The 23489-nt window shown below is 51.4% G+C and carries 18 protein-coding genes; 5 read left to right on the top strand and 13 right to left on the bottom strand.

Going from position 1 to position 23489, the window contains the following annotated elements:
• Positions 1-4 precede the first annotated feature (4 nt).
• Complete coding sequence (gene lnt / locus EZV72_RS11710; protein ID WP_137167416.1) at positions 5-1510, top strand: apolipoprotein N-acyltransferase; 1506 nt, start codon at positions 5-7, stop codon at positions 1508-1510.
• Positions 1511-1605: 95 nt separating this feature from the next.
• Complete coding sequence (locus EZV72_RS11715; protein ID WP_137167417.1) at positions 1606-2892, top strand: Xaa-Pro dipeptidase; 1287 nt, start codon at positions 1606-1608, stop codon at positions 2890-2892.
• A gap of 41 nt (positions 2893-2933) precedes the next feature.
• Here EZV72_RS11715 and EZV72_RS11720 read toward each other — a convergent pair whose 3' ends face one another.
• Together EZV72_RS11720 and EZV72_RS11725 are read right to left on the bottom strand one after the other, a co-directional pair.
• Positions 2934-5261 (bottom strand): glucose/quinate/shikimate family membrane-bound PQQ-dependent dehydrogenase, encoded by a 2328-nt coding sequence (locus tag EZV72_RS11720; protein WP_137167418.1) that lies wholly within the window; start codon positions 5259-5261, stop codon positions 2934-2936.
• 402 nt (positions 5262-5663) lie between these two features.
• Positions 5664-6653, bottom strand: a complete 990-nt coding sequence (locus tag EZV72_RS11725) for a zinc-binding dehydrogenase (protein WP_137167419.1) — start codon at positions 6651-6653, stop codon at positions 5664-5666.
• A gap of 100 nt (positions 6654-6753) precedes the next feature.
• Between EZV72_RS11725 and EZV72_RS11730 the strand changes: the two genes are divergently transcribed.
• Complete coding sequence (locus EZV72_RS11730; RefSeq protein WP_137167420.1) at positions 6754-7641, top strand: LysR family transcriptional regulator; 888 nt, start codon at positions 6754-6756, stop codon at positions 7639-7641.
• Between the two features lie 3 nt (positions 7642-7644).
• Here EZV72_RS11730 and EZV72_RS11735 read toward each other — a convergent pair whose 3' ends face one another.
• Positions 7645-8439, bottom strand: a complete 795-nt coding sequence (locus tag EZV72_RS11735; RefSeq protein WP_137167421.1) for a hypothetical protein — start codon at positions 8437-8439, stop codon at positions 7645-7647.
• A gap of 251 nt (positions 8440-8690) precedes the next feature.
• On the opposite strand from EZV72_RS11735, the gene EZV72_RS11740 reads away from it, so the two are divergent.
• Positions 8691-9140, top strand: coding sequence for an Hsp20 family protein (locus EZV72_RS11740; protein WP_137167422.1), 450 nt, complete (start codon positions 8691-8693; stop codon positions 9138-9140).
• Positions 9141-9172: 32 nt separating this feature from the next.
• On the opposite strand, the gene EZV72_RS11745 is transcribed toward EZV72_RS11740, so the two are convergent.
• From EZV72_RS11745 to dapB, 7 genes are all read right to left on the bottom strand, one after another.
• A complete protein-coding gene (locus EZV72_RS11745; RefSeq protein WP_137167423.1) occupies positions 9173-9616 on the bottom strand; it encodes an RDD family protein in 444 nt (147 codons plus the stop codon).
• 3 nt (positions 9617-9619) lie between these two features.
• Entirely contained in the window at positions 9620-10165 is a 546-nt protein-coding gene (locus EZV72_RS11750; protein WP_137167424.1) for an NUDIX domain-containing protein, read from the bottom strand.
• An 18-nt stretch (positions 10166-10183) separates the two neighbouring features.
• A complete protein-coding gene (locus EZV72_RS11755) occupies positions 10184-11179 on the bottom strand; it encodes an alpha/beta hydrolase (RefSeq protein WP_137167425.1) in 996 nt (331 codons plus the stop codon).
• Between the two features lie 177 nt (positions 11180-11356).
• Positions 11357-11833 (bottom strand): transcription elongation factor GreA, encoded by a 477-nt coding sequence (greA, locus tag EZV72_RS11760; protein WP_137167426.1) that lies wholly within the window; start codon positions 11831-11833, stop codon positions 11357-11359.
• 113 nt (positions 11834-11946) lie between these two features.
• Entirely contained in the window at positions 11947-15168 is a 3222-nt protein-coding gene (carB, locus tag EZV72_RS11765) for a carbamoyl-phosphate synthase large subunit (RefSeq protein WP_137167427.1), read from the bottom strand.
• Between the two features lie 14 nt (positions 15169-15182).
• The gene (carA, locus tag EZV72_RS11770; RefSeq protein ID WP_137167428.1) at positions 15183-16316 is read right to left on the bottom strand and encodes a glutamine-hydrolyzing carbamoyl-phosphate synthase small subunit; all 1134 of its coding nucleotides are present in this window, start codon (positions 16314-16316) and stop codon (positions 15183-15185) included.
• Between the two features lie 283 nt (positions 16317-16599).
• Positions 16600-17403, bottom strand: coding sequence for a 4-hydroxy-tetrahydrodipicolinate reductase (gene dapB / locus EZV72_RS11775; RefSeq protein ID WP_137167429.1), 804 nt, complete (start codon positions 17401-17403; stop codon positions 16600-16602).
• A 199-nt stretch (positions 17404-17602) separates the two neighbouring features.
• Here dapB and EZV72_RS11780 point away from each other — a divergent pair, with 199 nt between their 5' ends.
• Positions 17603-18286, top strand: coding sequence for a cytochrome b/b6 domain-containing protein (locus EZV72_RS11780; RefSeq protein ID WP_137167430.1), 684 nt, complete (start codon positions 17603-17605; stop codon positions 18284-18286).
• Between the two features lie 62 nt (positions 18287-18348).
• On the opposite strand, the gene EZV72_RS11785 is transcribed toward EZV72_RS11780, so the two are convergent.
• From EZV72_RS11785 to EZV72_RS11795, 3 genes are all read right to left on the bottom strand, one after another.
• Positions 18349-18771 (bottom strand): CreA family protein, encoded by a 423-nt coding sequence (locus EZV72_RS11785; protein WP_137168737.1) that lies wholly within the window; start codon positions 18769-18771, stop codon positions 18349-18351.
• A gap of 160 nt (positions 18772-18931) precedes the next feature.
• Positions 18932-20821 (bottom strand): acetate--CoA ligase, encoded by a 1890-nt coding sequence (locus EZV72_RS11790; RefSeq protein WP_137167431.1) that lies wholly within the window; start codon positions 20819-20821, stop codon positions 18932-18934.
• 111 nt (positions 20822-20932) lie between these two features.
• A complete protein-coding gene (locus EZV72_RS11795; RefSeq protein WP_137167432.1) occupies positions 20933-23434 on the bottom strand; it encodes a putative bifunctional diguanylate cyclase/phosphodiesterase in 2502 nt (833 codons plus the stop codon).
• Positions 23435-23489: the final 55 nt, after the last annotated feature.

Consider the following 23489-nt stretch of genomic DNA (forward strand, 5'->3'; position numbering starts at 1 on the left):
TCCCCTGAATCCACTACTCTCTGCTGCCCTGCTGTTACTCAGCGGGGCCAGCCTGACATTTGCTTTTGCGCCGTTTAACGCCTGGCCGGTGATCTTTCCGGCGCTGGCCGTGGCCATTATTCAGTTATACAAACGGTCCGATAAGGGCTTTTTGACCGGCTGGTTGTTTGGTTTAGGCTGGTTTGGTGCTGGTATTAGCTGGGTGCATGTCAGCATTGCTGATTTTGGCGGTATGCCGCTCATTGCCTCCGTCGGTATCATGGTGTTGTTATGTGCTTATCTGGCGCTGTATCCGGCTCTGGCCTTCTGGATAACCAAACGGATCTTTACTCCTGCCCTGTGGCCGCTCTCGCTGCCGGCGATCTGGTTTGTCACCGAGTGGCTGCGAAGCTGGATGCTATCCGGCTTTCCCTGGCTGTCGCTGGGTTACAGTCAGATAGACAGCCCGCTGGCCGGCTGGATGCCGGTTATTGGTGAAACCGGGGTCAGCGCACTGATCATGATCCTGTGCAGCGCCGGGGCCATCTGGCTGCTTCGCCGTCAGTATCTGCCGGTGGCGCTGTTATTTGCCGTCACCTTTGTCAGCGGCTATCTGCTGCGTCAGCACAACTGGGTGACCCCGCACGAGCAAAAGTCTGTGGCCATGGTACAGGGCAACATCAAGCAGTCGCTACGCTGGATGCCTGAGCAGGATCGCCCGACCATGGAAAAGTATCGTAAGCTTACCCAGCCGTTATGGAATAATGATTTAATTATCTGGCCGGAAGCGGCGGTGCCCAAGCTGGAGTATTTGGCCAACAATTATCTTAGCAATATGGATGATGTGGCGGCCCGTCATAGTACCGCTATTATTACCGGCATCGTTAACTACAATTTTGAAACCGAGGAAGCCTGGAACAATCTGATTGTGCTGGGTGAAAAAGAAGACGGCAGTGGTGCCCACTATCGTTACTTGAATGCTAACCGGTATGCCAAACACCACCTGTTACCGGTGGGTGAATTTGTGCCATTTGAGGATTTTTTGCGGCCGCTGGCCCCCTTGTTTGATTTGCCCATGTCATCGTTTGCCCGGGGCGATTTTGTGCAGCCGAATCTTATCGCCAATGGCATTCATCTGGCGCCGGCCATCTGCTTTGAAATTGCCTTTCCCCACCAGGTAGCCGCCAATATTCAGCGCGATACCGATATGATTATCACCGTCAGCAATGATGCCTGGTTTGGCGACTCCCACGGCCCGGCCCAGCATCTGGAAATGGCCCGGGTCCGGGCGCTGGAATTTGGTCGCCCGGTTGTGCGTGCCACCAACAATGGCATTACCGCTTTTATCGATGAGCGCGGCACCCTCACCGGTGTACTGCCCCAGTTTGAAGAAGGCACTATCAGCAAAACAGTGACCACTACACGAGGTATTACGCCATATCGCTACTTAGGTGAAATTCCTGTTGCTCTGCTTTTGGCAATCAGTATTGGCGCTGCCTGGCTCATGCAGCGAAAACGCCGCCAGCAATAATCTTTAGCTTATCCTGTTCCCGGGAATGACTGACGCTTCTTTTTCAGGCATCGCCCGGGGTATAGTTATCCTTCATATACAATTAAAGGATAACTATGCGACGTTTTTTCTCTGCTCTGACATTGTCCACCCTGACAGTTGTGTGCGCGTTGCCTGCATTGGCAGATAATCTTATTCTGACCGCCGACCGCATGGTGGATGTAGAATCCGGTGAAGTCATCAACCAGGCTGCAGTCATTGTGCGCGACAACAAGATTGTGGCTGCGGGTAAAGCTGCCTCACTAGCACTGCCCAGCGATGCCAGAATCCTGGCGCTGGGTGATGCCACCCTGATGCCCGGCCTGATGGACATGCACGTGCATCTGACCAGCGATGCCACACGCCATGGATACAAGCGCCTGAGCGTATCACTGCCACGCAGTACCATTACCGGCGTTAAGCATGCCCGACAAACCCTGATGGCCGGTTTTACTACCGTACGTAACGTGGGCGCGCCGGGCTTTGCCGATGTGGCCCTGCGAGATGCTATTAATGCCGGCGACATACCCGGCCCACGCATGTTTGTAGCCGGCCCGTCACTGGGTGTGACCGGCGGGCACTGCGACAACAACCTGCTGCCTTATGAATATAATGATACCGGTGAGGGCGTAGCCGATGGCCCGTGGGAAGTCCGCAAAGCAGTGCGCCGTAACATTAAATATGGGGCCACCGTGATTAAGTTTTGTGCCACCGGTGGCGTATTGTCAAAAGGGACAAAAGTCGGCGCTCAGCAATATACTTATGAAGAAATGAAAGCCCTGATTGATGAAGCGCATCTGCGCGGTTTGACCGTGGCTACCCATGCCCATGGTACATCAGGTATCAAAACGGCCATCAAAGCCGGTGTGGATTCAGTGGAACATGTAAGCCTGCTGGATGACGAAGCGATTGAGCTGGCACTTGAAAACGGTACCTACTTTTCGATGGATATTTATGTGACTGAATATATCTTAAATGAAGGGGCCAAAGCGGGTATTTTAGAAGAAAGTCTGGCCAAGGAACGTACGGTGGGCAAAACCCAGCGGGCTAACTTTGAAAAAGCCGTTAAAGCCGGCGTTAACATGGTATTTGGCTCAGATGCCGGAGTGTATCCGCACGGCGATAACGCGAAACAATTTGCGCGTATGGTGAAATTCGGGATGACCCCGATGCAAGCGATTCAGGCAGCCACCATTAACGCCGCCGGCTTACTGAAACAGCAAGACTCGCTGGGCAGTCTGCGCGCCGGAAAATATGCAGATATTATTGCGGTGGCGGGAAATCCGCTGAAGGATATGAGTAAAATGGAACAGGTGAGTATGGTGATAAAAGATGGCCAGCTCATTTACGCACCGGCCATGTAACATGCACTGGTAAGCGCCAGCCACGCTGGCGCTTTAACAGCTTATTTTTTCAGTTTATAGGCTACCACGTAGTCACCCAGCGTAGTACCGACAGAGCCGTGGCCCCCGGCAACCTGAATCACCATCTGTTCGCCTTTACTGTTCATATAGGTCATTGGCGTTGCCTGCCCACCTGCCGGTAAGCGCGCTTTCCATAACACTTCACCGGTGGTCAGGTCATAAGCACGGATAAAGTTATCTACCGCAGCCGACATAAACACAACACCGCCTTTGGTAATGACAGGGCCACCGATACCCGGCATGCCCAGTTTAATTGGCAACGGGAACGGCGTCATATCATAGATGGTGCCGTTTTTATGCTGCCACACTTTCTCACCGGTTTGCAGATCAACGCCGGCCACATACCCCCAGGGAGGCTGCTGACACGGAATGCCGGCCACCGATAAAAACGGGCTCAGGGATACTGAGTACGGCCCGCCTTCGTTGGCATTGACGCCCTGTTCACCCTGGTTCATCGGGCCCAAATCAGCCTTGCCATCGTTTGGAATCAGCTTCGATACGAACGCCAGATACAGCGGCATACCAAACATGGCCTGTCGCTCAGGATCTACGGCCACGCTGCCCCAGTTGAAGACTCCAAAGTTGCCCGGGTAAACCAGTGTTCCCTGCTCAGACGGTGGCGTGTAACGCCCTTCATAGCGCAGTTTATGGAACTGAATACGGCAAATCATCTGATCAACAGGGGTGGCGCCCCACATATCCTGCCCGGTCAGCGGCTCAGGTTTAAATGACAAACCTGAAGTGGGCTGAGTGGGCGCGGCATGATCGCCGGGGATAGTGCCCTGCGGTACTTTTTCTTCATAGATAGGAAAAATAGGTTCGCCGGTTTCCCGGTTCAGTACATAAACATCACCCTGTTTGGTTGGCACCAGCAGGGCCGGGGTTTTAGTTCCGTCTTTAGCTTTGTGTTCAAATAACACCGGTTGGGCCGGTGTGTCCATATCCCACAAATCATGGTGAACAAACTGCTGCACCCAGGCGACTTTACCCGTATCAATGTGCAGCGCGACCACTGACGTTGAATATTTTTCCTCAGCGTCGCTGCGATACATACCCAGCTGATCCGGCGTCCGGTTACCCATCGGGAAGTAAACCAGCCCCAGTTCCGGGTCTGAGCTGGCAACAGACCAGCTGTTAGGTGATGACTCTGTGTAGGTCTCATCACCGGCAATCGGCTGGGTCTGTTCAGGCTGCGCCGGGTCCCAGTTCCAGACCAGTTCACCGCTGTCAGCATCATAGCCACGGATAACACCGGAAGGAGAATGGATATTGTAGTTATCGTTAACCGCGCCGGCCACGATCACCATGCCGTTTTCCACTACCGGCGGTGAGGTTGAATAATAATAACCATCCTGCTTAAACGGCATGCCCTGAGTCAGGTCAATAGCGCCGTTGTCGCCAAAGTCTTTACACAGTGCGCCGGTTTGCGGGTCCAGCGCCAGCAGACGGGCATCCGAGGTAGGCATATAAAGCTTGGCATCACACTGTTTGGCAGCCAGTGTTTCTGAAGGCTGCGACTGTTTTTCGGCTTGCGGCACAGTGTTTGTCTCAGGCGCTTTGTATGACACACCACGACAGGTCTGATGCTGGCGCTGTAATTCTTTACCCACTTTGGCATTATACACCCAGCGCTCTTCACCGGTGTCTGCGTCCAGCGCAATCAGCCAGTTGTGCGGCGTACACAGGTACAGACTGTTGCCGATTTTCAGCGGTGTTGCCTCGTAAGTGGTTTCGCCCGGATCGCCCTCACCTTTAGTATCGCCGGTCTGATAGACCCACGCCTGTTCAAGTTTGTCGACATTATCAGGGTCAATCTGGGTTAGCGGCGAGTAGCGCTGGCCCATGTTAGAACGCCCGTAGGCCTGCCAGCCATCTTCCGGCGACTCGCCCAGATCTGCGCCGGCATTGACCTGCTCGGTGGCCAGATTGCCTGATTTATCAAACGGGTCATTGAATACACTACCCACAGAGATAAGCGCTACAATCGCCCATACTGAGGCCAGTTTTGCTCTGCCAGGTAGATTAACCAGTAACAGAGGGATTGCCAGAATCAGCAGCAGACCCATGCGTGCAGCCAGGGCCCACCAATAATAACCCGACTCCCACAACGCCCAGGCCAGAGTGACAGCCAGAAAAGCAGCGTACAAAGAGTAAGCCAGACTCTGCTTTTTCCATGCCAGCGCTCCGTTGGCAATCAGTACAAATCCAGCCAGTAAATAATACCCGCTACCACCTAACGAAAGCAGATATCCACCGCCAAGAGCAAATATCAACCCGAGAATAACGCCGAAAACGGCAAAAATGCGCACACGCACCTCCTAAGACAAATAAAAAGTAACGCTGAAGATATAACTACTTACGTAAGTTAAGCGGGCTTGTTCACTGACTAACCAAAACACATTCACCGGTTAGTAAAATCCAGGTTCAGGTGTTCTGACTGCCCAGCGCAAAAATCGGGAACTTTTGTTGGTAAGTACTGACTAAAATCAGCGTCTTATGACTTTGCTGCGAATAAATCAACAAAGTTTAATAACATCTTATATTTTATCATTGATGTCGGGTGGCGATGTGCAATCTGTCGGGTGTGAAAGGCATCTGCCCTGCCCGGTGTAAGTAAATTAAAGCAAGCTGTAAATGCTATTTTCAAGCTGGTAAAAACTAACTAACAGGCAGTCCAACTGCACTGCCTGATAGAAGCATGTTCAGCACGGCTAGCGGGCAATCACCACTTTCCCTGTAGCCTGACCCGACTCCAGACGCAGGTGTGCCTGTCTGGCCCCGTCCAGGGTAAAGGGGTGCGTGCTGTCTATCAGCGGGGTTAGCTGACCTTTTTCAATCAGTCCGTTTAACCGACGTAGTATGTTGCCGTGCGTGGCCCGGTCAATATCATGAATCAGCGATATGGCCATAAAGACCACATCCAGCCGCAGGGCTTTAAAGTGCATGAGCGTCAGGTCATAGTTATCGTAACCGATAGTTGAAATGACATGCCCTTTGAGACGGGCTGCCTGCAGTGAGTTTTGCAGCACCTGACCTCCCACCGTATCAAATACGGTATCAAATCCTGAGCCGGTGATCCGTGCGGTATAAGATGCCGGTGATTCATGCCGATACAACACAGTTTCATCGGCGCCCAGGGTTCTGGCAATCGCGGCTTTTTCTTCATCCTGCACCGTGGCGGTCACATGCGCACCCTGTGCTTTGGCCAGCTGTACCCCAATATGACCTACGCCACCGGTACCACCGTGTACCAGTACCTTGTCATTAAGGGTTATGTCGGCCCGATCCACTATGGCTTCCCAGGCAGTAATAGCCACCAGCGGTAATGCAGCCGCCTGAGCAAAGCTGAGTGATGCCGGCTTGATTGCCAGCAGACGCGCATCGGCGGCGACATAATCTGCCAGAGTGCCGGGCATACCTACAATCCCCCCCACACAACCATAAACCTCATCACCAACAGCAAACCCGGTGACGCCCTGACCAACCTGCGTCACCGTGCCTGCCACATCCATATGCAATATTGCAGGATACTGCATGCCGTCGGTACCTTCACTGCCCTGTCTTATTTTGGTATCAACCGGGTTCACGCTGGACGCCTCAACCCGAATCACCACTTCCCCGACAGCCGCTTCAGGGATAGCCACATCAATTGTTTGCAGAACATCGACGCCGCCATGACGTTCAATTGCGATAGCTTGCATAAAAACTCCTCAGTCATTGTGTGAGGCGCAGATTAGCACTCATATTAAGAACTTATTAGCGTATAATCATTGATGATTTATCAACTAAAAGTTATTAATCATGCTTGATTCAATCGATGAACTTCGCCTGTTCAGTAAAGTATTTGAAACCGGTTCTATCCGGCAGGCCGCCGACAGCCTCAACATCAGCGCCGCGGCAGCCAGTAAACGGCTGTTCAGCCTGGAAAATAAACTGTCGGTTAAGTTGTTCTACCGGACTACCCGGTCTATCAGTCCTACCGATAATGGTCAGAAACTGTATCAGCAGGTTAGCGATATTTTGCGCAGTGTCAGTCAGACCGAATCACTGTTCAGTGCCAACGCCCAGCTACAGGGCACTGTTCGCCTGACCGCTTCGGCCTCTTTTTCACAAGGTTATCTAGCCCCTTTTCTCAGCCATTTTCTGAGTCAGAATCCACAGGTCAATATTGATATTCTGGCCACCGATGAGCCGGTCGATATGGTGGAACGGGGCATTGATGTGGCAATCCGGCATGGCCCGCTACGGGATTCATCTTTGATTGGCCGGCATCTGGCTGACTCAGGGCGGGTGTTGTGTGCTGCACCGGGTTATCTGGCCCGGTATGGTTTTACCGATCATCCTGATGCGTTACATCAGCACAGCTTACTGGTGGTAGGCAAGGAAAGCAGCTGGCAGTTCAGACAAAACAATATCAGTAAAACTATCCGGCTGTCTCCTCGCTTTGCCTCTACGCTGGGCGAGAGCGTGTATCAGATGACACTGGCCGGCCACGGAATCGCTGTGTTGTCTGACTGGCATGTTCGCGATGCACTGGCCGACGGCAGACTGGTTCCGCTGCTGGCAGACTGGCAGATTGTGCCCTCTATCTCTATCCATGTGCTCTACCCGGCCCGGGACAATATGCCACTGGCCGTCAGCACCTTTATTGCGCATCTGGAGCGGTGGGCGAGACAACATCCGGTATAGTCATTATGGTGTTTGCAGCGCACGCTGTTTACCGGTATGGCTGGCGTAGCGCTGTTGCAGATAAGTCAGCAGGGATACGGGCAGACTCTGTCTGAGGTGTTTGAGCTCATCGGCAGGCAGCACTTCAAACAGATGTGCCACAATCATGCGCTGCCAGCTAAGCAGATAAGAGCGCTGTGAGCGCAGCGGAAAGTCCATCGCAGCAATGAGCAAAAAGCGTTCATTGGCTGGACGATAGTAAGTCAGCAGTTCGGTCAGCAAAAAAGTCAGCAGCGGCAGATGCTCAAAAACCGCTTCCTGCTCATAAGCATGCGCTATAAACGGCGCGCTCTGGCTGTCGCCATACTCATACCAGCACCCGCCACTGACCAGCATGATAAAATCTTCTGCCTCATCAAGCAGAGCCGGACCCGGGTCATGCTGCCAGGCAAAAATATTCAGCGGGGTTTTGCGCAAAAACGCCCCGCATAGAGGAAATAGCGTATCAAAGCGACGGCATAACGGGTGCCGTTCTTCTCTTTCCAGTTGCTGCTGCAGCGCGCTGGCCAGCCAGCGTTGCTCAGGTACTGTCAACCGGCCCTCACGTTGTTTACGCATTAGCAGCCAGGCTGCCAGTGGGGTGTCAGGATTGTATCCTTGTACAAACGATATGCCGCAGTCTTTGCTACTCACCAGTTCAGCCACACACTGACTGTTGAGCAGCGGCAGTAAAGCCGCCTGTTGACGGGCATACTGAATATCAAATACGCCATTTCGCCAGCTGGCATTAAGGCAGTTTAACAGGGTGTGTTTATCCATAAATATCTCTGGCAGAGCTTAAATCCGGGCTGTGCTATACGTGCTCAAGGTTACTTTATATACAATTATGAGCTGCCTGGATTTACACCTTTAGTCTACAGAGGTATTTCTGATTGTCCGGCAGCTGTGGCTGAACCGCCAAAAAGCAGGTAGTCTGCACGTAAGAGCGGTGCTGAACGTGAGCGCTTAACCGTAACTCACCCTCAGGCTGTTCTGTGTTTCATATTGCTTAACTTTTAAGGATATGCGTTATGCCTTCGATTGATTTAACTCCCCTGTACCGTTCATTTATCGGTACTGACCATCTGGCCACGCTGATTGATGCAGCAACCCGGGCAGAAAAACAAAGTAGTTATCCGCCGTATAATATTGAGCTGATGGCAGAAAATCAGTATCGCATTACGATGGCAGTAGCCGGTTTTACCAAAGAGGATATTAATATCGAGATGCTGGAGAATACGCTGACAATCACCGGTAAAAAATCACCGGTATCCGGCGCACCGGAGCGTCAGTTTTTACATAAAGGTATTTCCGAGCGTAACTTTCAGCGTAAGTTCCAGCTTGGCGACAATGTGCGGGTGCTCGGCGCTGATCTGGAGAACGGCTTGTTGCATATTGATATGGAAAGGATTATTCCTGAGGCCACCAAACCTCAGCAAATCGCAATTGGTTCGTCCCACCGTATTGAAGACAAACAATAATCAAGTAATGGGCGCTCACCGGCGCCCGGTTGCTATTTCATCTCTCTGAATTCAGGCTGCTTAACAATCACTGCGGTGCCGGATAAATGATCATGAAAGCCCCGTTTGTTTTTATCAAACGCCACCCATAAAAAGCCCAGCCCCAGCGGAATCATCGATACCAGATATGCCACATAACGCACAGTAGACTTAATCACACTGGCTCGGCGACCCGTATTAAAATCAACAATCTGGATGCCCATCAGCATCTTACCCGGTGTACCCAGAAATTTCTGCCAGAACCATAATGTCAGTAAGAAAGGCAGTACATAGCCAAAGGTTACGTTCACCCAGTTAAGCGGCTCACTACCAGTAGAGAGCATGACCGACCCCAATGTCAAAGACACGGGAATAGTAATAAATACAAAAAATAACAGCACGTCCAGCATCACTGCACAGAAACGACGCCAGAAACCCGCAGCTTCAAAATCTGTCACAACCTACACCAGCCCTTTTAAACGCGCTAGCCCAAAGGCATTACAGGTCGAGGCATCCAAAATCTCCCCGGCTGTGATTTTCTCAACAAATTCAGCCATCGGCATAGACACAACCTTCAGTCCTTCTTCTTCGGCATCCAGTTGTTGCTGTTGTTGAGTAAAACCAGAGGCAAGATAAATGTGGTAGCCCTGATTGCTCATGCCGTAAGCCAGATACTGAAAGCCTACATACGTCCACTGACTGGCCGCCAGTCCGGTTTCTTCCTGCAGTTCCCCGGCGGCCAGTTGCGCTGGATCAACATCCGGGTTTTCATCCCAGGTCCCCTGCGGAAATTCGAGCTGACGTGCTCCTACCGGATAACGGTATTGTTCAACCAGATATACCCTGTCGTTTTCAATCGGCAGAATTATCGCAAAATGCGGCTTTTCGACCACGCTGTAGATTCCTCTGGCTCCACTGGGACGCTCAATGGCATCTTCACGCACTCGCATCCACTTATTTTCATAAACCACCCTGGACTCGAGGGTTTTGATCTCAGGCTCTGGCATGTGTTCTCCCCTGTTATATTACTTTTTTCTTACTTTATCACTATTGAAATGCACTGATAACCACTGAGTGATTGCCTGATCCTGCGTCTTATCAATGGCTACCACAGACAAATGGTTTTCATCCTGCACATCGACCCGGGTTGCTCCGGCAGCTTGCCAGCGCTGCTGTTCATTCAGATTACTGATAGTATCTTCAGATGAGCCATACACCAGCACAGGCACTGTCAGCTCGCCTACATCATTAAGCATGTCTGTTTGTTTTAGTGAAACCCCGGCCCGCTCAAGCGTCAGCTGTGCTCCATCAAGAATATTGGCATCCGGCACAAAGCGGCTGCGAATAGGCGCAAATACCTGTGATACCGCCAGCGATGCTTCGTCAAAACGGCGCATAGGTGCAAACAACATCACGCCCTGCACCGGACTTATCAGCGCGGTTTTTACCGCTGCCAGCGCACCCAGTGAGTGCCCGGCAATGATGACAGGCCCGGGCAGTTGTTGTACCCGCTCACTGTTTATCAGGGCGTTAAGCAGTGGAGCATCGTTAACCCCCACACCAAACGGCGCCTGAGAAGCTCCCTCGCCCATCAAATCCGGTGCTAACGTGTAAAAGCCCAGCATCTGAAAATAAGCCGATGTCATCGCCCAGCTTTCTTTCGATGCGCCATGGCCATGCAGCAAAATGATAGTGCCGTGATATTGCCCGGCCTGCGCGGCAGGAAACCGGAATACTTTGTTGAAGGTGAGCTGCCCTTGCTGTGACGACCATTGTAGTGTCACGGGAGCCTGTTGGGCAGACGGCGTATAGGGTGATGCCAGCGTATAGGGCACGCAGTAAGCTAATTGTGCCTGACAAAAAGAACCGGCTTGTCCGGCGAGCGCAGCGGGTAATGTACTGAGCGCTTTAACCGTAAATGGCTTAGCCACCTTTGAATGGGTAATTTCATCGGCCACATAACTGGCGCAGCCGCCTGCCAGCAGTGCCAGTAATAGCACTGGCCATCGTTTGATTGTCATGAGCACAGATTCCCTTCACGTGATGATGTGATAAATACAGAGTAACACCGGACGGGTAAAAAACGCAGGGAGGTGCCAATAAAACGCTACTTTGCTGCGATGAAACAGCAATAGCCAACAACAAAGAGTAAAAAGGGAGCCTGCGCTCCCTTTATTTATTGGTCTAACCGTAGATGGTTACAGATATTCGACTTCAATGATTTCGAATTCTTTTGGACCAGCCGGGGTCTGGATAGTCACCACGTCGTCCAGTTCCTTACCAATCAGGCCACGCGCAATCGGCGAGTTAACCGAGATAAGGTTGTTTTTGATATCCGCCTCGTCATCGCCCACAATGCGATAACGGGTTTCTTTGTCTGTTTCGCTGTTCAGAATCGTTACCGTAGCGCCAAAAATAACCTTGCCGTTATTTTCCATTTTGGTCACATCGATAATCTGAGCGTTGGATAACTTTGCTTCGATATCCTGAATGCGGCCTTCACAAAAGCTTTGTTGTTCACGAGCCGCGTGATATTCAGCATTTTCTTTCAGATCACCGTGCTCCCGCGCTTCGGCGATCGATTCGATAATGCGTGGGCGGGTCACTGATTTCAGTTCGTTAAGCTCGTTGCGCAGAAGCTCTGCACCGTGAGCTGTCATTGGATACTGAGCCATGAATTTGTCTCACCTGTTGTTCGTTGTTTTATGATCAAAAAAAGTGCGCCATAAAGGCGCACGATTTCAAACACATTGTCTTCACAGGATACCGTTTATCCTGTGAATTGTCATCAATGTTTAATACGCGCGTGCAGATCCTGTACGGATGTAACACGGCTACGATCATCGGCAGATTTTGCCTGCACCGTGGCAAACGCGGCGTTCATCGTGGTGGTATAAGTGATCTTATTCAGCAATGCTTCACGGCGAATGTATACCGAGTCAGAAATAGCCTGACGGCCTTCTGTTGTATTGATGATGTAGTCGTACACCCCGTTTTTAATCGAATCGACGATATTCGGGCGACCTTCAGATACTTTGTTAACCACTGTACTCATGATACCAGCATCATACAGCGATGTGGCTGTACCACGGGTACTTTCGATTTCAAAGCCGTTTTCAACCAGCAGTTTGGCCAGGGCTATCACGCGAGGCTTGTCGTTATCACGCACTGACAACAGCACTTTACCGCCTTGTGGCAGTGGCGCACTGGCGCCCAGGTTAGCCTTGGCGTAGGCTTCCTCAAAGGTTTCACCCACGCCCATTACCTCACCGGTAGAGCGCATTTCAGGGCCCAGTAGCGGGTCAACACCCTGGAACTTGGCAAATGGCAGCACCACTTCTTTTACACTGAAAAATGGTGGAATGACTTCGCTGGTTACACCCTGCTCTGCCAGGCTCACACCGGCCATGACCCGGGCTGCGACCTTAGCCAGCTGAATACCTGTGGCTTTGGATACAAACGGTACGGTACGCGCAGCACGCGGGTTAACCTCAATCAGGTAAACCTCGCCATCCTTAATCGCAAACTGAGTATTCATCAGACCGATAACGCCCAGCTCCAGTGCCATGTCGCGAACCTGCTGACGCATTACATCCTGCACATCCTTACTCAGTGAATAAGGCGGCAGTGAACAGGCTGAATCACCTGAGTGAACACCCGCTTGTTCAATATGCTCCATGATACCACCGATGACAACGTCTTTGCCGTCACAGATAGCATCAATGTCCACTTCGATGGCATCATCCAGGAAACGGTCCAGCAGCACCGGTGAGTCATTGGACACTTTCACCGCTTCGGTCAGATACCGTTTCAGATCCTTGATGTCATACACAATTTCCATTGCACGGCCACCCAGTACATAGGATGGGCGAACCACCAGCGGGAAGCCGATGGCTTCTGCCTGCACCAGCGCCTGCTCGTAGTTGGTCACAGTCGCATTGGCTGGTTGCTTCAGGTTCAGCTTGTTAACCATGTGCTGGAAACGCTCACGGTCTTCAGCGCGGTCAATCGCATCCGGCGGTGTACCAATGATAGGTACGCCGTTAGCTTCTAGGTCGCGGGCCAGTTTGAGCGGCGTTTGCCCGCCGTACTGAACAATCACACCCTTTGGCTGTTCTTTTTTCACGATTTCCAGCACATCTTCCAGTGTCACCGGCTCAAAGTACAGACGATCAGACGTGTCGTAGTCAGTCGATACAGTTTCCGGGTTACAGTTCACCATAATCGTTTCGTAACCGTCTTCGCGCAGAGCCAGAGCCGCATGTACACAGCAGTAATCAAACTCAATGCCCTGACCAATCCGGTTTGGACCACCGCCAATAACCATAATTTTATCTTTGTCAGACGGCGCTGCTTCACACTCTTCATCGTACGTGGAGTACATGTAAGCCGTGCTGGTCGCAAATTCGGCCGCGCAGGTATCTACCCGCTTGTATACCGGGTGAATCTCAAAGCCGTGACGAACATCTCGTACATCACTTTCAGCTACGTTGGTCAGCGCGGCCAGACGTGCATCCGAGAAGCCCTTACGTTTTAACTGACGCATCAGGTCGGCGTCGATATTGGCAATCCCCCGCTCGGCCACATCGGCTTCCAGTTTCACCAGATCTTCAATCTGCACCAGATACCAGCGGTCGATGTTCGTCAGACGGAAGATTTCTTCTACATCCATGCCCATGCGGAATGCATCTGCAATATACCAGATACGCTCTGCACCGGGTAAACGCAGCTCATATACGAGCTTGCTACGGGCATCCGGATCATCCAGGTTAAGGATGGGATCCAGACCATTTGCACCCACTTCCAGTCCACGTAGCGCTTTTTGTAGCGATTCCTGCTGGTTACGCCCCATCGCCATCACTTCACCCACAGACTTCATCTGGGTCGTCAGTCGGTCATTGGCACCGGCAAATTTTTCAAAGTTAAAGCGAGGAATTTTGGTTACTACATAGTCGATTGACGGCTCGAATGACGCCGGCGTTAAACCGCCGGTAATTTCGTTGGCCAGTTCGTCCAGCGAATACCCCACCGCCAGTTTGGCAGCCACTTTGGCAATCGGGAAGCCAGTGGCTTTAGAAGCCAGCGCAGAAGAACGGGATACCCGCGGGTTCATCTCAATGATAACCATACGACCGGTTTGCGGGTCGACCCCAAACTGAACGTTGGAGCCACCGGTTTCAACGCCGATTTCACGCAGTACTGCCATCGCCGCATTACGCATAATCTGGAATTCTTTATCGGTCAGCGTCTGTGCCGGCGCTACCGTGATAGAGTCACCAGTGTGTACGCCCATCGGGTCGAAGTTTTCGATGGTACAAACAATGATACAGTTATCATTTTTGTCCCGGACCACTTCCATCTCATACTCTTTCCAGCCAATCAGCGACTCATCAATCAGCAGCTCATTAATTGGGGAAAGATCCAGTCCGCGATGACAGATTTCGTTAAATTCATCGATGTTGTAGGCAATACCACCACCGGAACCGCCCATGGTGAAAGACGGACGAATGATGCACGGAAAACCAATCCGGGTCAGAACATCATGGGCTTCATCCATACTGTGGGCAATTTCAGCACGGGGACATTCAAGGCCAATGTTACGCATGGCTTTATCGAAGCGGTCACGGTCTTCGGCTTTGTCGATCGCATCGGCAGTAGCGCCAATCAGCTCACAACCAAATTCTGCCAGTACGCCTTCACGGTCCAGTTCCAATGCACAGTTCAGTGCAGTCTGACCACCCATGGTGGGCAGAATCGCATCCGGCTTTTCTTTTTCGATGATTTTACGGACCACTTCCCAGTGAATAGGCTCAATGTAGGTCGCATCAGCCATTTCCGGGTCAGTCATGATGGTGGCCGGGTTGGAGTTAACCAGAATGACCCGGTACCCCTCTTCACGCAATGCTTTACAGGCTTGGGCGCCTGAGTAGTCGAATTCACAGGCCTGGCCGATAACAATAGGCCCGGCTCCAAGGATAAGAATACTTTTAATGTCGGTACGTTTTGGCATGTTCGGGCTCGTTCCTACTGCTTTGCTTGTTCGATTAATTCGATAAAGTGATCAAATAGCGGGGCCGCATCCTGAGGGCCTGGGCTGGCTTCCGGGTGTCCCTGGAAACTGAACGCTGGCTTGTCTTTGCGATGAATGCCCTGAAGCGATTTATCAAACAGTGAAATATGGGTCACTTCGATGGTCTCCGGCAGTGTGCTCTCATCCACCGCAAACCCGTGGTTCTGGCTGGTGATCATCACATTACCGCGTTGCAGATCTTTAACCGGGTGGTTAGCCCCATGGTGGCCAAATTTCATCTTCATTGATTTGGCACCACTGGCAATGGCCAGTAACTGGTGACCCAGGCAGATACCAAACGTAGGAATGCTGGCATCAACAATGGTTTTGATTGCAGCAACGGCATAGTCACACGGCTCAGGGTCGCCAGGACCATTAGATAAAAACACGCCGTCAGGATTCATAGCCATCACGTCCTCTGCTGGTGTTTGGGCCGGCACTAATGTCACTTTACAGCCCCGGTCAACCAACATACGCAGGATATTGTGTTTCACCCCGAAATCGTATGCGACTACGTGATACTTGGGCGCCGCTTCAGGGGCAACATACCCTTTACCCAGTTGCCAGGCACCGCCGGTCCACTCCCGGGTTTCTTTAATGCAGACTTCTTTTGCCAGGTCCATGCCCTTGAGACCCGGGAATGCACGCGCCTGTTCAAGGGCGGCCTGCTCATCCAGCTCGTCTGTACATACAATACAGCCCTTCTGCGCACCTTTTTCGCGCAACACACGGGTTAACCGACGGGTATCGATATCCGCAATGCCGACGACATTTTTTTCTTTAAGGTATTCAGAGAGAGTTTGTTGTTGACGGAAGTTGCTGGCGATCAGGGGAAGATCTCGGATTATCAGGCCTTTAGACCAGATTTTGTCAGCTTCAACGTCTTCAGAATTAGTACCGGTATTACCGATATGAGGATAAGTCAGGGTGATGATTTGTTCAGCGTAAGAGGGGTCGGTGAGAATTTCCTGGTAGCCAGTCATGGAAGTATTAAAAACAACTTCCCCGACTGAAGTGCCTGAAGCACCTATCGCCGTACCTTTAAAAACAGAACCATCCTCTAACACCAAAAGGGCAGAATTAGCCAAGTCAACCTCCAGATTAAGGTAACCGAGTGTTTCGGTACATTCGAACCAAAACTCACAAAAAACGGGAATTGAACCTGTTCATTCAACTTCCCGTTTACAGTCTTTGCAGCTAATAAAAATGCAAATCACAATGTGAAATGCAAAAATTCTGGCAAATTCCGACAAGTATACAGAGTATCTTGGGTCGGGTCTAGACCAAATTTTTAAAACGTGCAAAAACACCTTTTTCAGTGAGTATTTAAAATAAACACCACAAAATAACTAGTTTTGTGTTATATAAACGTTACTTTTCCAGCCCGATAACATCGCCCATGGTGTACAAACCCGGCGTTTTGTCGCTCAGCCATACAGCTGCGCGTACCGCACCACGGGCGAAGGTCAGCCGGCTTGACGCCTTATGTGTGATCTCAAGACGCTCACCAATATCGGCAAACAGAGCTGTATGCTCGCCCACGATATCGCCGGCACGAACCGTAGCAAAACCGATGGTTTGCTGGTCACGCTCAGGCTCTTTTCCTTCACGTCCGTACACTGCACAGTTTTTCAGGTCCCGGTCAAGCTCATCGGCAATCGCTTCACCAATAGCCATGGCAGTACCTGATGGCGCATCTTTTTTAAACCGATGGTGAGCTTCGGTAATCTCAATATCGGCGGTCTGCCCTAATGCTCTGGCAGCCTGTCGGACCAGTGATAGCATTAAATTGACACCGACACTGTAGTTGGCCGCAAAGACGACCGGAATCGATTCACTGGCTTTATCCAGCGCGCTTAGCTGTGCATCGCTCATACCGGTTGTACCAATCACTACCGGCTTGCCATGTTTTACACACCAGGCCAGGTTTGTATCAAACGCGGCCGGCAGGGTGAAGTCAATCATCACATCCACATCATCAGGATTGACCTGTGATACCGCGCTACAATCTACCGGCAGTTTGCCGATGCCAGCCAGCTCGCCAACATTCATTCCAACCCAGGGAGAATCATCGCGCACTGTCGCCAGGCTCAGAGCCGCATCGTCATGCTCTTCAATCGCTTCGATCAGAACCCGACCCATGCGACCATTTGCACCAAAAATTCCAACTTTCATGTCAATTTTCACTTTTATCAATTTGCCATGCATTTTGCCTAACCAAATCTGGTATGCAAGCCCCGAAAAGCGTAATCCGATAATTTATTTACTGGTACAGCCAGAAGATAGGTTTCTGGCTAAAAATGACGTATAAATGAACAATGCGGCAAAATTATGAAATGAATACTTATTTTATTTTTAAGAATAAAGGTGCAACATGAAAGAACGTCTTGTCTGGGATATTCCGACCCGCCTGTTTCACTGGCTGCTGGTAGCTGGCCTGTTGCTACAGTACATCACCGCAGAATGGCTGGACGACGCCATGCAGTGGCATTTTTATATTGGGTACAGTCTGCTCGGGCTGCTGATTTTTCGGCTGGCGTGGGGCTTTGTCGGGCCTCGCTATGCCCGATTCAGCTCGTTTGTGGCCGGGCCGGTACAGGTGTGGCGTTATGCCACCACCATTCTGGATGCTCAGGCGCCGGCTCATGCCGGGCACAACCCGCTGGGTGGCTGGATGGTGCTCCTTATGCTTGTCGCGGTGGCTACTCAGGCGATCAGCGGACTATTTTTAACCGATGACGTGTTTTTAGATGGCCCGTGGCGGACAGCTGTCGATGAGCCGGTGCAGGATCTTATGAATACCCTGCATCACACTGTGTTTGACGCCCTGCTGTGGTTTATCGGGCTGCATATCGCAGCCATACTGTTTTATACCGTGATAAAAAAGCAGCGTCTGGTACCGGCGATGGTACACGGTCGCAAACACACTGAAGCCGCACCGGTTGGCTCATCGAAATTGTTACTGGCAGTTATTCTGGCATTGCTGGCAGCTGGCCTGACTTATTATCTGGTGGAGATAGCACCACCTGAGGCGCCCGCTCAGGAGGTGTATTACTAAAAGACGTTAATGATGCCCGGCATTGACGCTAATGCGCCGGGCTTTTGACCCGGCCTGCAATGTTAATTGGCAAAGGCCTGGGTTTCCCACAGGGGCACTGTCGACAAGCTGTGTTTAAAACTGCCTGAGGTTTCTTTTGTACTGTAAGACAGGTAAATCAGTGTTTTTGAGCCCGGATCGTAAATACGGCGCAGCTTCATGTTTTTGAAAAAGACACTTTTCGACTTTCTGAAAATTACTTCGCCCGAGGCCGATGAGTCAATATTTTCCAGCATCTGCGCGGTAATCGGACCAGTCTGGCGGCAGGCGATGGCGCTGTCTGACGGATCGGACAAATCCAGGTTCGCCTCAATACTGGATATATGACAGGTTACGCCGGTGACAACCGGGTCCTGCAAAGCGTCAATTTTAATGTCTTTGGTGGTAAATAAACCCAGCGATACATCGCCCACTTCGTTGTCGCTACAACCGCCCAGTAATCCCATTACCGAAATTACCGCCAGTCCCCCAATTACTTTTAAACCCGATGTTTTACGCATGGTCCCTCTGTCATTTTATAAGCAGAAAAAAGCGGGATGCGATCCCGCTAAGTTCCGGATACTGATGGTTTTACTACGAAAAAAATGACAATTGGAGTCACTTTTGTCAACGTTTGACCAATCCTTGCTGGTACATGGCCTGCTGAATCTGAGTGACGGCATCAGGATCATCGATGGTCGAAGGAACCGACAGAGGCGCATCCCGGGCTATCTGACGCAGCAGCTTACGCAGGATTTTACCTGAACGGGTTTTAGGCAGCCGGGGCACCACTACCGCACGCTTAAAGCTCGCTACCGGGCCGAGTTGTTGACGTACCCGTGCCACAAGTTCCTGCTGTAGCACCGCCTCGTCGATGACAACCCCGTCCTTGAGCAAAACCAGTCCAACCGGGATTTGCCCTTTCAGTGCATCGTCTATACCGATAACAGTACATTCTGCCACCGCCTCATGACCAGCCAGAATCTCTTCCATTTCTCCGGTGGAAAGCCGGTGTCCGGCCACATTGATGACATCATCCGTGCGTCCCATAATGTACACATAGCCTTGTTCATCCTGGTAGCCGCCATCCCCTGAGGTGTAGTACCCGGGATACTGCTGCAGATAGCTTTGCTGAAACCGGTCGTCATCCTGCCACAGGGTTGGCAGACAACCCGGCGGTAACGGCAGTTTAATCGCAATGGCGCCATGCTCTCCTGGTGAAACTGGTTGCCCCTGTCCGTCCAGTACCTGCACACGGTAACCGGGTACGGCAAAGGTTGAAGAGCCAGGTTTTACTGCATAATCCCCCAGCCCCAGGGGGTTGGCACATATGGGCCAGCCTGTTTCCGTCTGCCACCAGTGGTCAATAACCGGTTTTTTAGTGTGCTCGCAGGCCCAGGCGTAGGTAGCCGGGTCAAGCCGTTCTCCGGCCATAAAGACAGCATTGAGTGAAGACAAGGCATCAGGTGGCAGTAACCGGGCACAGGGATCAGCTTTGCGGATGGCCCGAAAAGCTGTGGGCGCGGCAAACAGTACATTAACCTGATATGCTTTTACTACCCGCCAGAATGCGCCGGCATCCGGGGTGTTCACTGGTTTACCCTCAAACATCACCGTGGTGGCACCAAAGATAAGCGGACCGTAAACAATATAGGAATGCCCGACTACCCAGCCCACATCCGACGCCGCCCAGAACACATCGCCGGGCTTGAGGTTATAGACTGCTGCCAGTGAATAATTCAGGGCCACAGCGTGACCGCCATTGTCCCTGACCACGCCTTTGGGCTTGCCGGTGGTACCAGAGGTATACAGAATATAAAGTGGGTCCGTGGCACTGACAGATACGCAGACGGTTTCCGGCGCTGCCGCCATTGCCACATCCCAGTCGATATCCCGGGCATGATGTAAGTCAGCCTGTAACTGTTGACGTTGATAAACAATACAACTTTCAACCGGATGACTGGTCATATCCATGGCGGCATCAACCAAAGGCTTGTAGGCGATGATTCGCTCGGCTTCGATTCCGCATGAGGCGGTCACAATCAGTTTAGGTCTGGCATCATCGATACGCACCGCCAGCTCTCTGGGCGCAAATCCGCCAAACACCACCGAGTGGATAGCGCCCAGCCGGGCACACGCGAGCATCGCAATAGCAGCCTGCGGGATCATGGGCATATAGATCACCACCCGGTCTCCCTTACTCACGCCCCGGGTGGTCAGTACACCGGCAAACCGGCTGACCTCCTCTAACAATTGCTGGTAGGTGTAACGGATCTTATGCCCGGTCACCGGTGAGTCCCAGATAAGCGCGGTCTGCTCTCCGCGGCCCTTTTCAACGTGACTGTCCAGAGCCAGAAAACAGGTATTAAGCTGACCGTCGGCAAACCAGACAGACTTGCCCTGATGCTGGCTCAGTGCCTGTTGCGGTGGTACGAACCAGTTGAGTTTCAGAGCCTGCTGTAACCAGAACTCATTCGGGTGGTCCTGCGCCTGTTGATAGTGGTCATGATATGTCATGGTGGTGTGTCCTGTTGTCAGGCACGATGTAACCCATCGTGCAAACTTTCATCACCACTTACAGTAGAGTATTTTTCAGACACAGGGCATAAGACTTCAGCCTTATACCGGTTAACCGGTTTTACGGGTTTTGAGCACGCTTATCCAGTCATCCACCGGAATCGGTCTGGACAGGAAGAATCCCTGAAAAATGTCGCAGCCGCGCTCGGTCAGGTACTGCAACTGAATGTCATTTTCAATCCCTTCGGCTACGGTACTCACGCCCATCGCCTGAGCCATATCGATAATGGTATTGACGATAGGCACATCCTCACCACTGATGTTTATTTCATCAACAAAGTAACGGTCAATTTTCAGCTCACTGATAGGCAATTCTTTAAGGTAACTCAGGCTGGAATAGCCGGTGCCAAAATCATCAATTGAAAAGGCAAAGCCATAGGAAGACAGGGTATGCATGCGCTCGCGCACGATACTGATTGCGGTTACCAGCGTGGTTTCGGTCAGTTCTAGCTGTAATTGTTCGGGCCTGACACCCCACTTTTCGACTATCTGCAATAACCGTTCACCAAAATCGGCCTGGGCAATATGCCGCCCGCTGATATTCACGGCTATCCGGGTCGCAATCTGTTGATTGGCGCAATGGGCCAGAATACGGCAGGCCTCGTTTAACACCCAGTAACCAATATCTACAATCACATCGCTTTCTTCGGCAATGGGGATAAACTCTGCCGGGCTGATAAAGCCCAGGGAAGCATGAGACCAGCGCAGCAGCGCCTCAGAGCAGACAACTCCGCCACTGGCGTCATACTGCGGCTGCAGAACCAGAAAGAATTCATTTTGCTCCATTGATGTCAGAAATGCCTGGCGAATCAGGTTATGACGTTCATAATCAGAAAAGCCGTTGCGGTCAAAGGCTATTTTACCCGCCAGCCCCTGGGCTTTTGCCCTGCCGCGGCCAAATTCCAGTATACCGACGACTTTTTCGTAACTGGCAATATGGGGCTCAATCACTGCAGATGATAACGAGGCACTGACCTGATGAGCCTGGCTATTAATATACATCTCGGCTAATACATCATTGTGCAGCAGCCATTCGGTTTCGTTGATAAGCTCGGCCATAGCTTTGTCCTGTCTGGCAAAGCCGTTGCTGTACAAAATAAAAAAACGATCCGCATGACCACGATAAATTCTGAACAGCGGCGAAATTGTTTTTTCAATCCTGGATGCCAGCTGCTGTAAAACAAAATCGCCGACATCCTTGCCCAGCATCAGATTGAGCTGAGAAAACTTATCGATATCCATCAGCGCACAGTATATTTCCTGTCTGACATCACAGGTTTGCTCAAGCAGCTGCTTTACATCGCGCTCAAACGACTTCAGATTAGGTAGCCCGGTCACCTCGTCATAGTAAGCCATACGATAGATTTCATCTGAAGCCTGCTTACGCTCGGTAATATCCCTTACTATCACCACATATTGCTGAAAGTTGTCCTGCACGATTTCTGAGATGGACACTTCGATCGGAAAACGCTGTTTGTTGGCATGCAGGGCAACAGCCTGATGCATCGTCCCGCCCTTCCGGGTGATGCGTTTGATTTGCCGCACTGTATCCTGATGACTGAAAATATCCGGCATTACCGTACTGATATCCTCGCCCAGCAAATCAACCGGCTCATAGCCAAAGGTGGGCATAGCCGCATTATTCACGGTAATAATCATACCGGTGTCATCAACGGTCAGAACCGCATCGGTCAGATTATCTAAAATCGCTTTAAGATAAACCGTAAAGTTGTGCTCGGTGTCAGAAAGCCGGTGCTGTTCACTGACATCTTTAATGGTGCCGACCACCAGGTTGTTATCGCCCCTTCTGGCACTGAAACGCGCCCAGCGCTGCTTACCTTTACCGGTCAGATAAAGCACTTCAGCATCGCCGGTCTCTTCGCCCTTCATCACCTGACCGATAAACAGTTTGAGTTGCATGCGGGAGGTGACCGGGAACGTAACCGGCCAGCGTAACGGATCGGTTTGACCGTTTTCGTAAATACCAAAAAAACGGAATGTTTGCGGCGACCATTCAATCTGCTGACGATCGACATGATATAACCAGCCACCGGTTTGTGCAGCCAGGCTGATTTCTTCAAGCATCTGTTGGCGGTAAGCAGAATCGGCACTGGACTGATACAGCTGACGCAGGCTGTCGGCGACCATCAGTAAGGTATCATTGATGTGACGGTCAGCGCCTGACTGATTCAGCGCGCAGATAATCAGGCAAGTCTGGTCCTGCGAGCATTTCACCGGCAGTACAACCCAGCTTTGAACTTCAGCCGGACTCGCGGTGACCTGACCGGCCGGAATGAACGACACCACGCCGGCAGGCTGACCTGAGAACAGTGACACCAATCCGGTAAAATCCATTGGCTGCCAGGTTTTAGGCGTATTATCGGCAATCAGACAAAATTCGGCGCTGGCAGATTCAGGGGAAGTACTGGCATTCTGACTTGTGAGCCAACAGCCACTGACTGATGGCAACTGACTGATAACCCGCATCAGTGAACTCAGTTTGTCTGAAAAACAGTATTGAGGATATACCACGACCCCATCTAACTGCTTCATTAATACTCCTCCCTATCCTGACATAACCCTGAACCCCGGAATCCGATTACCGGTG

This window comes from Salinimonas lutimaris (genome assembly GCF_005222225.1).
GTDB classification, from domain to species: domain Bacteria; phylum Pseudomonadota; class Gammaproteobacteria; order Enterobacterales; family Alteromonadaceae; genus Alteromonas; species Alteromonas lutimaris.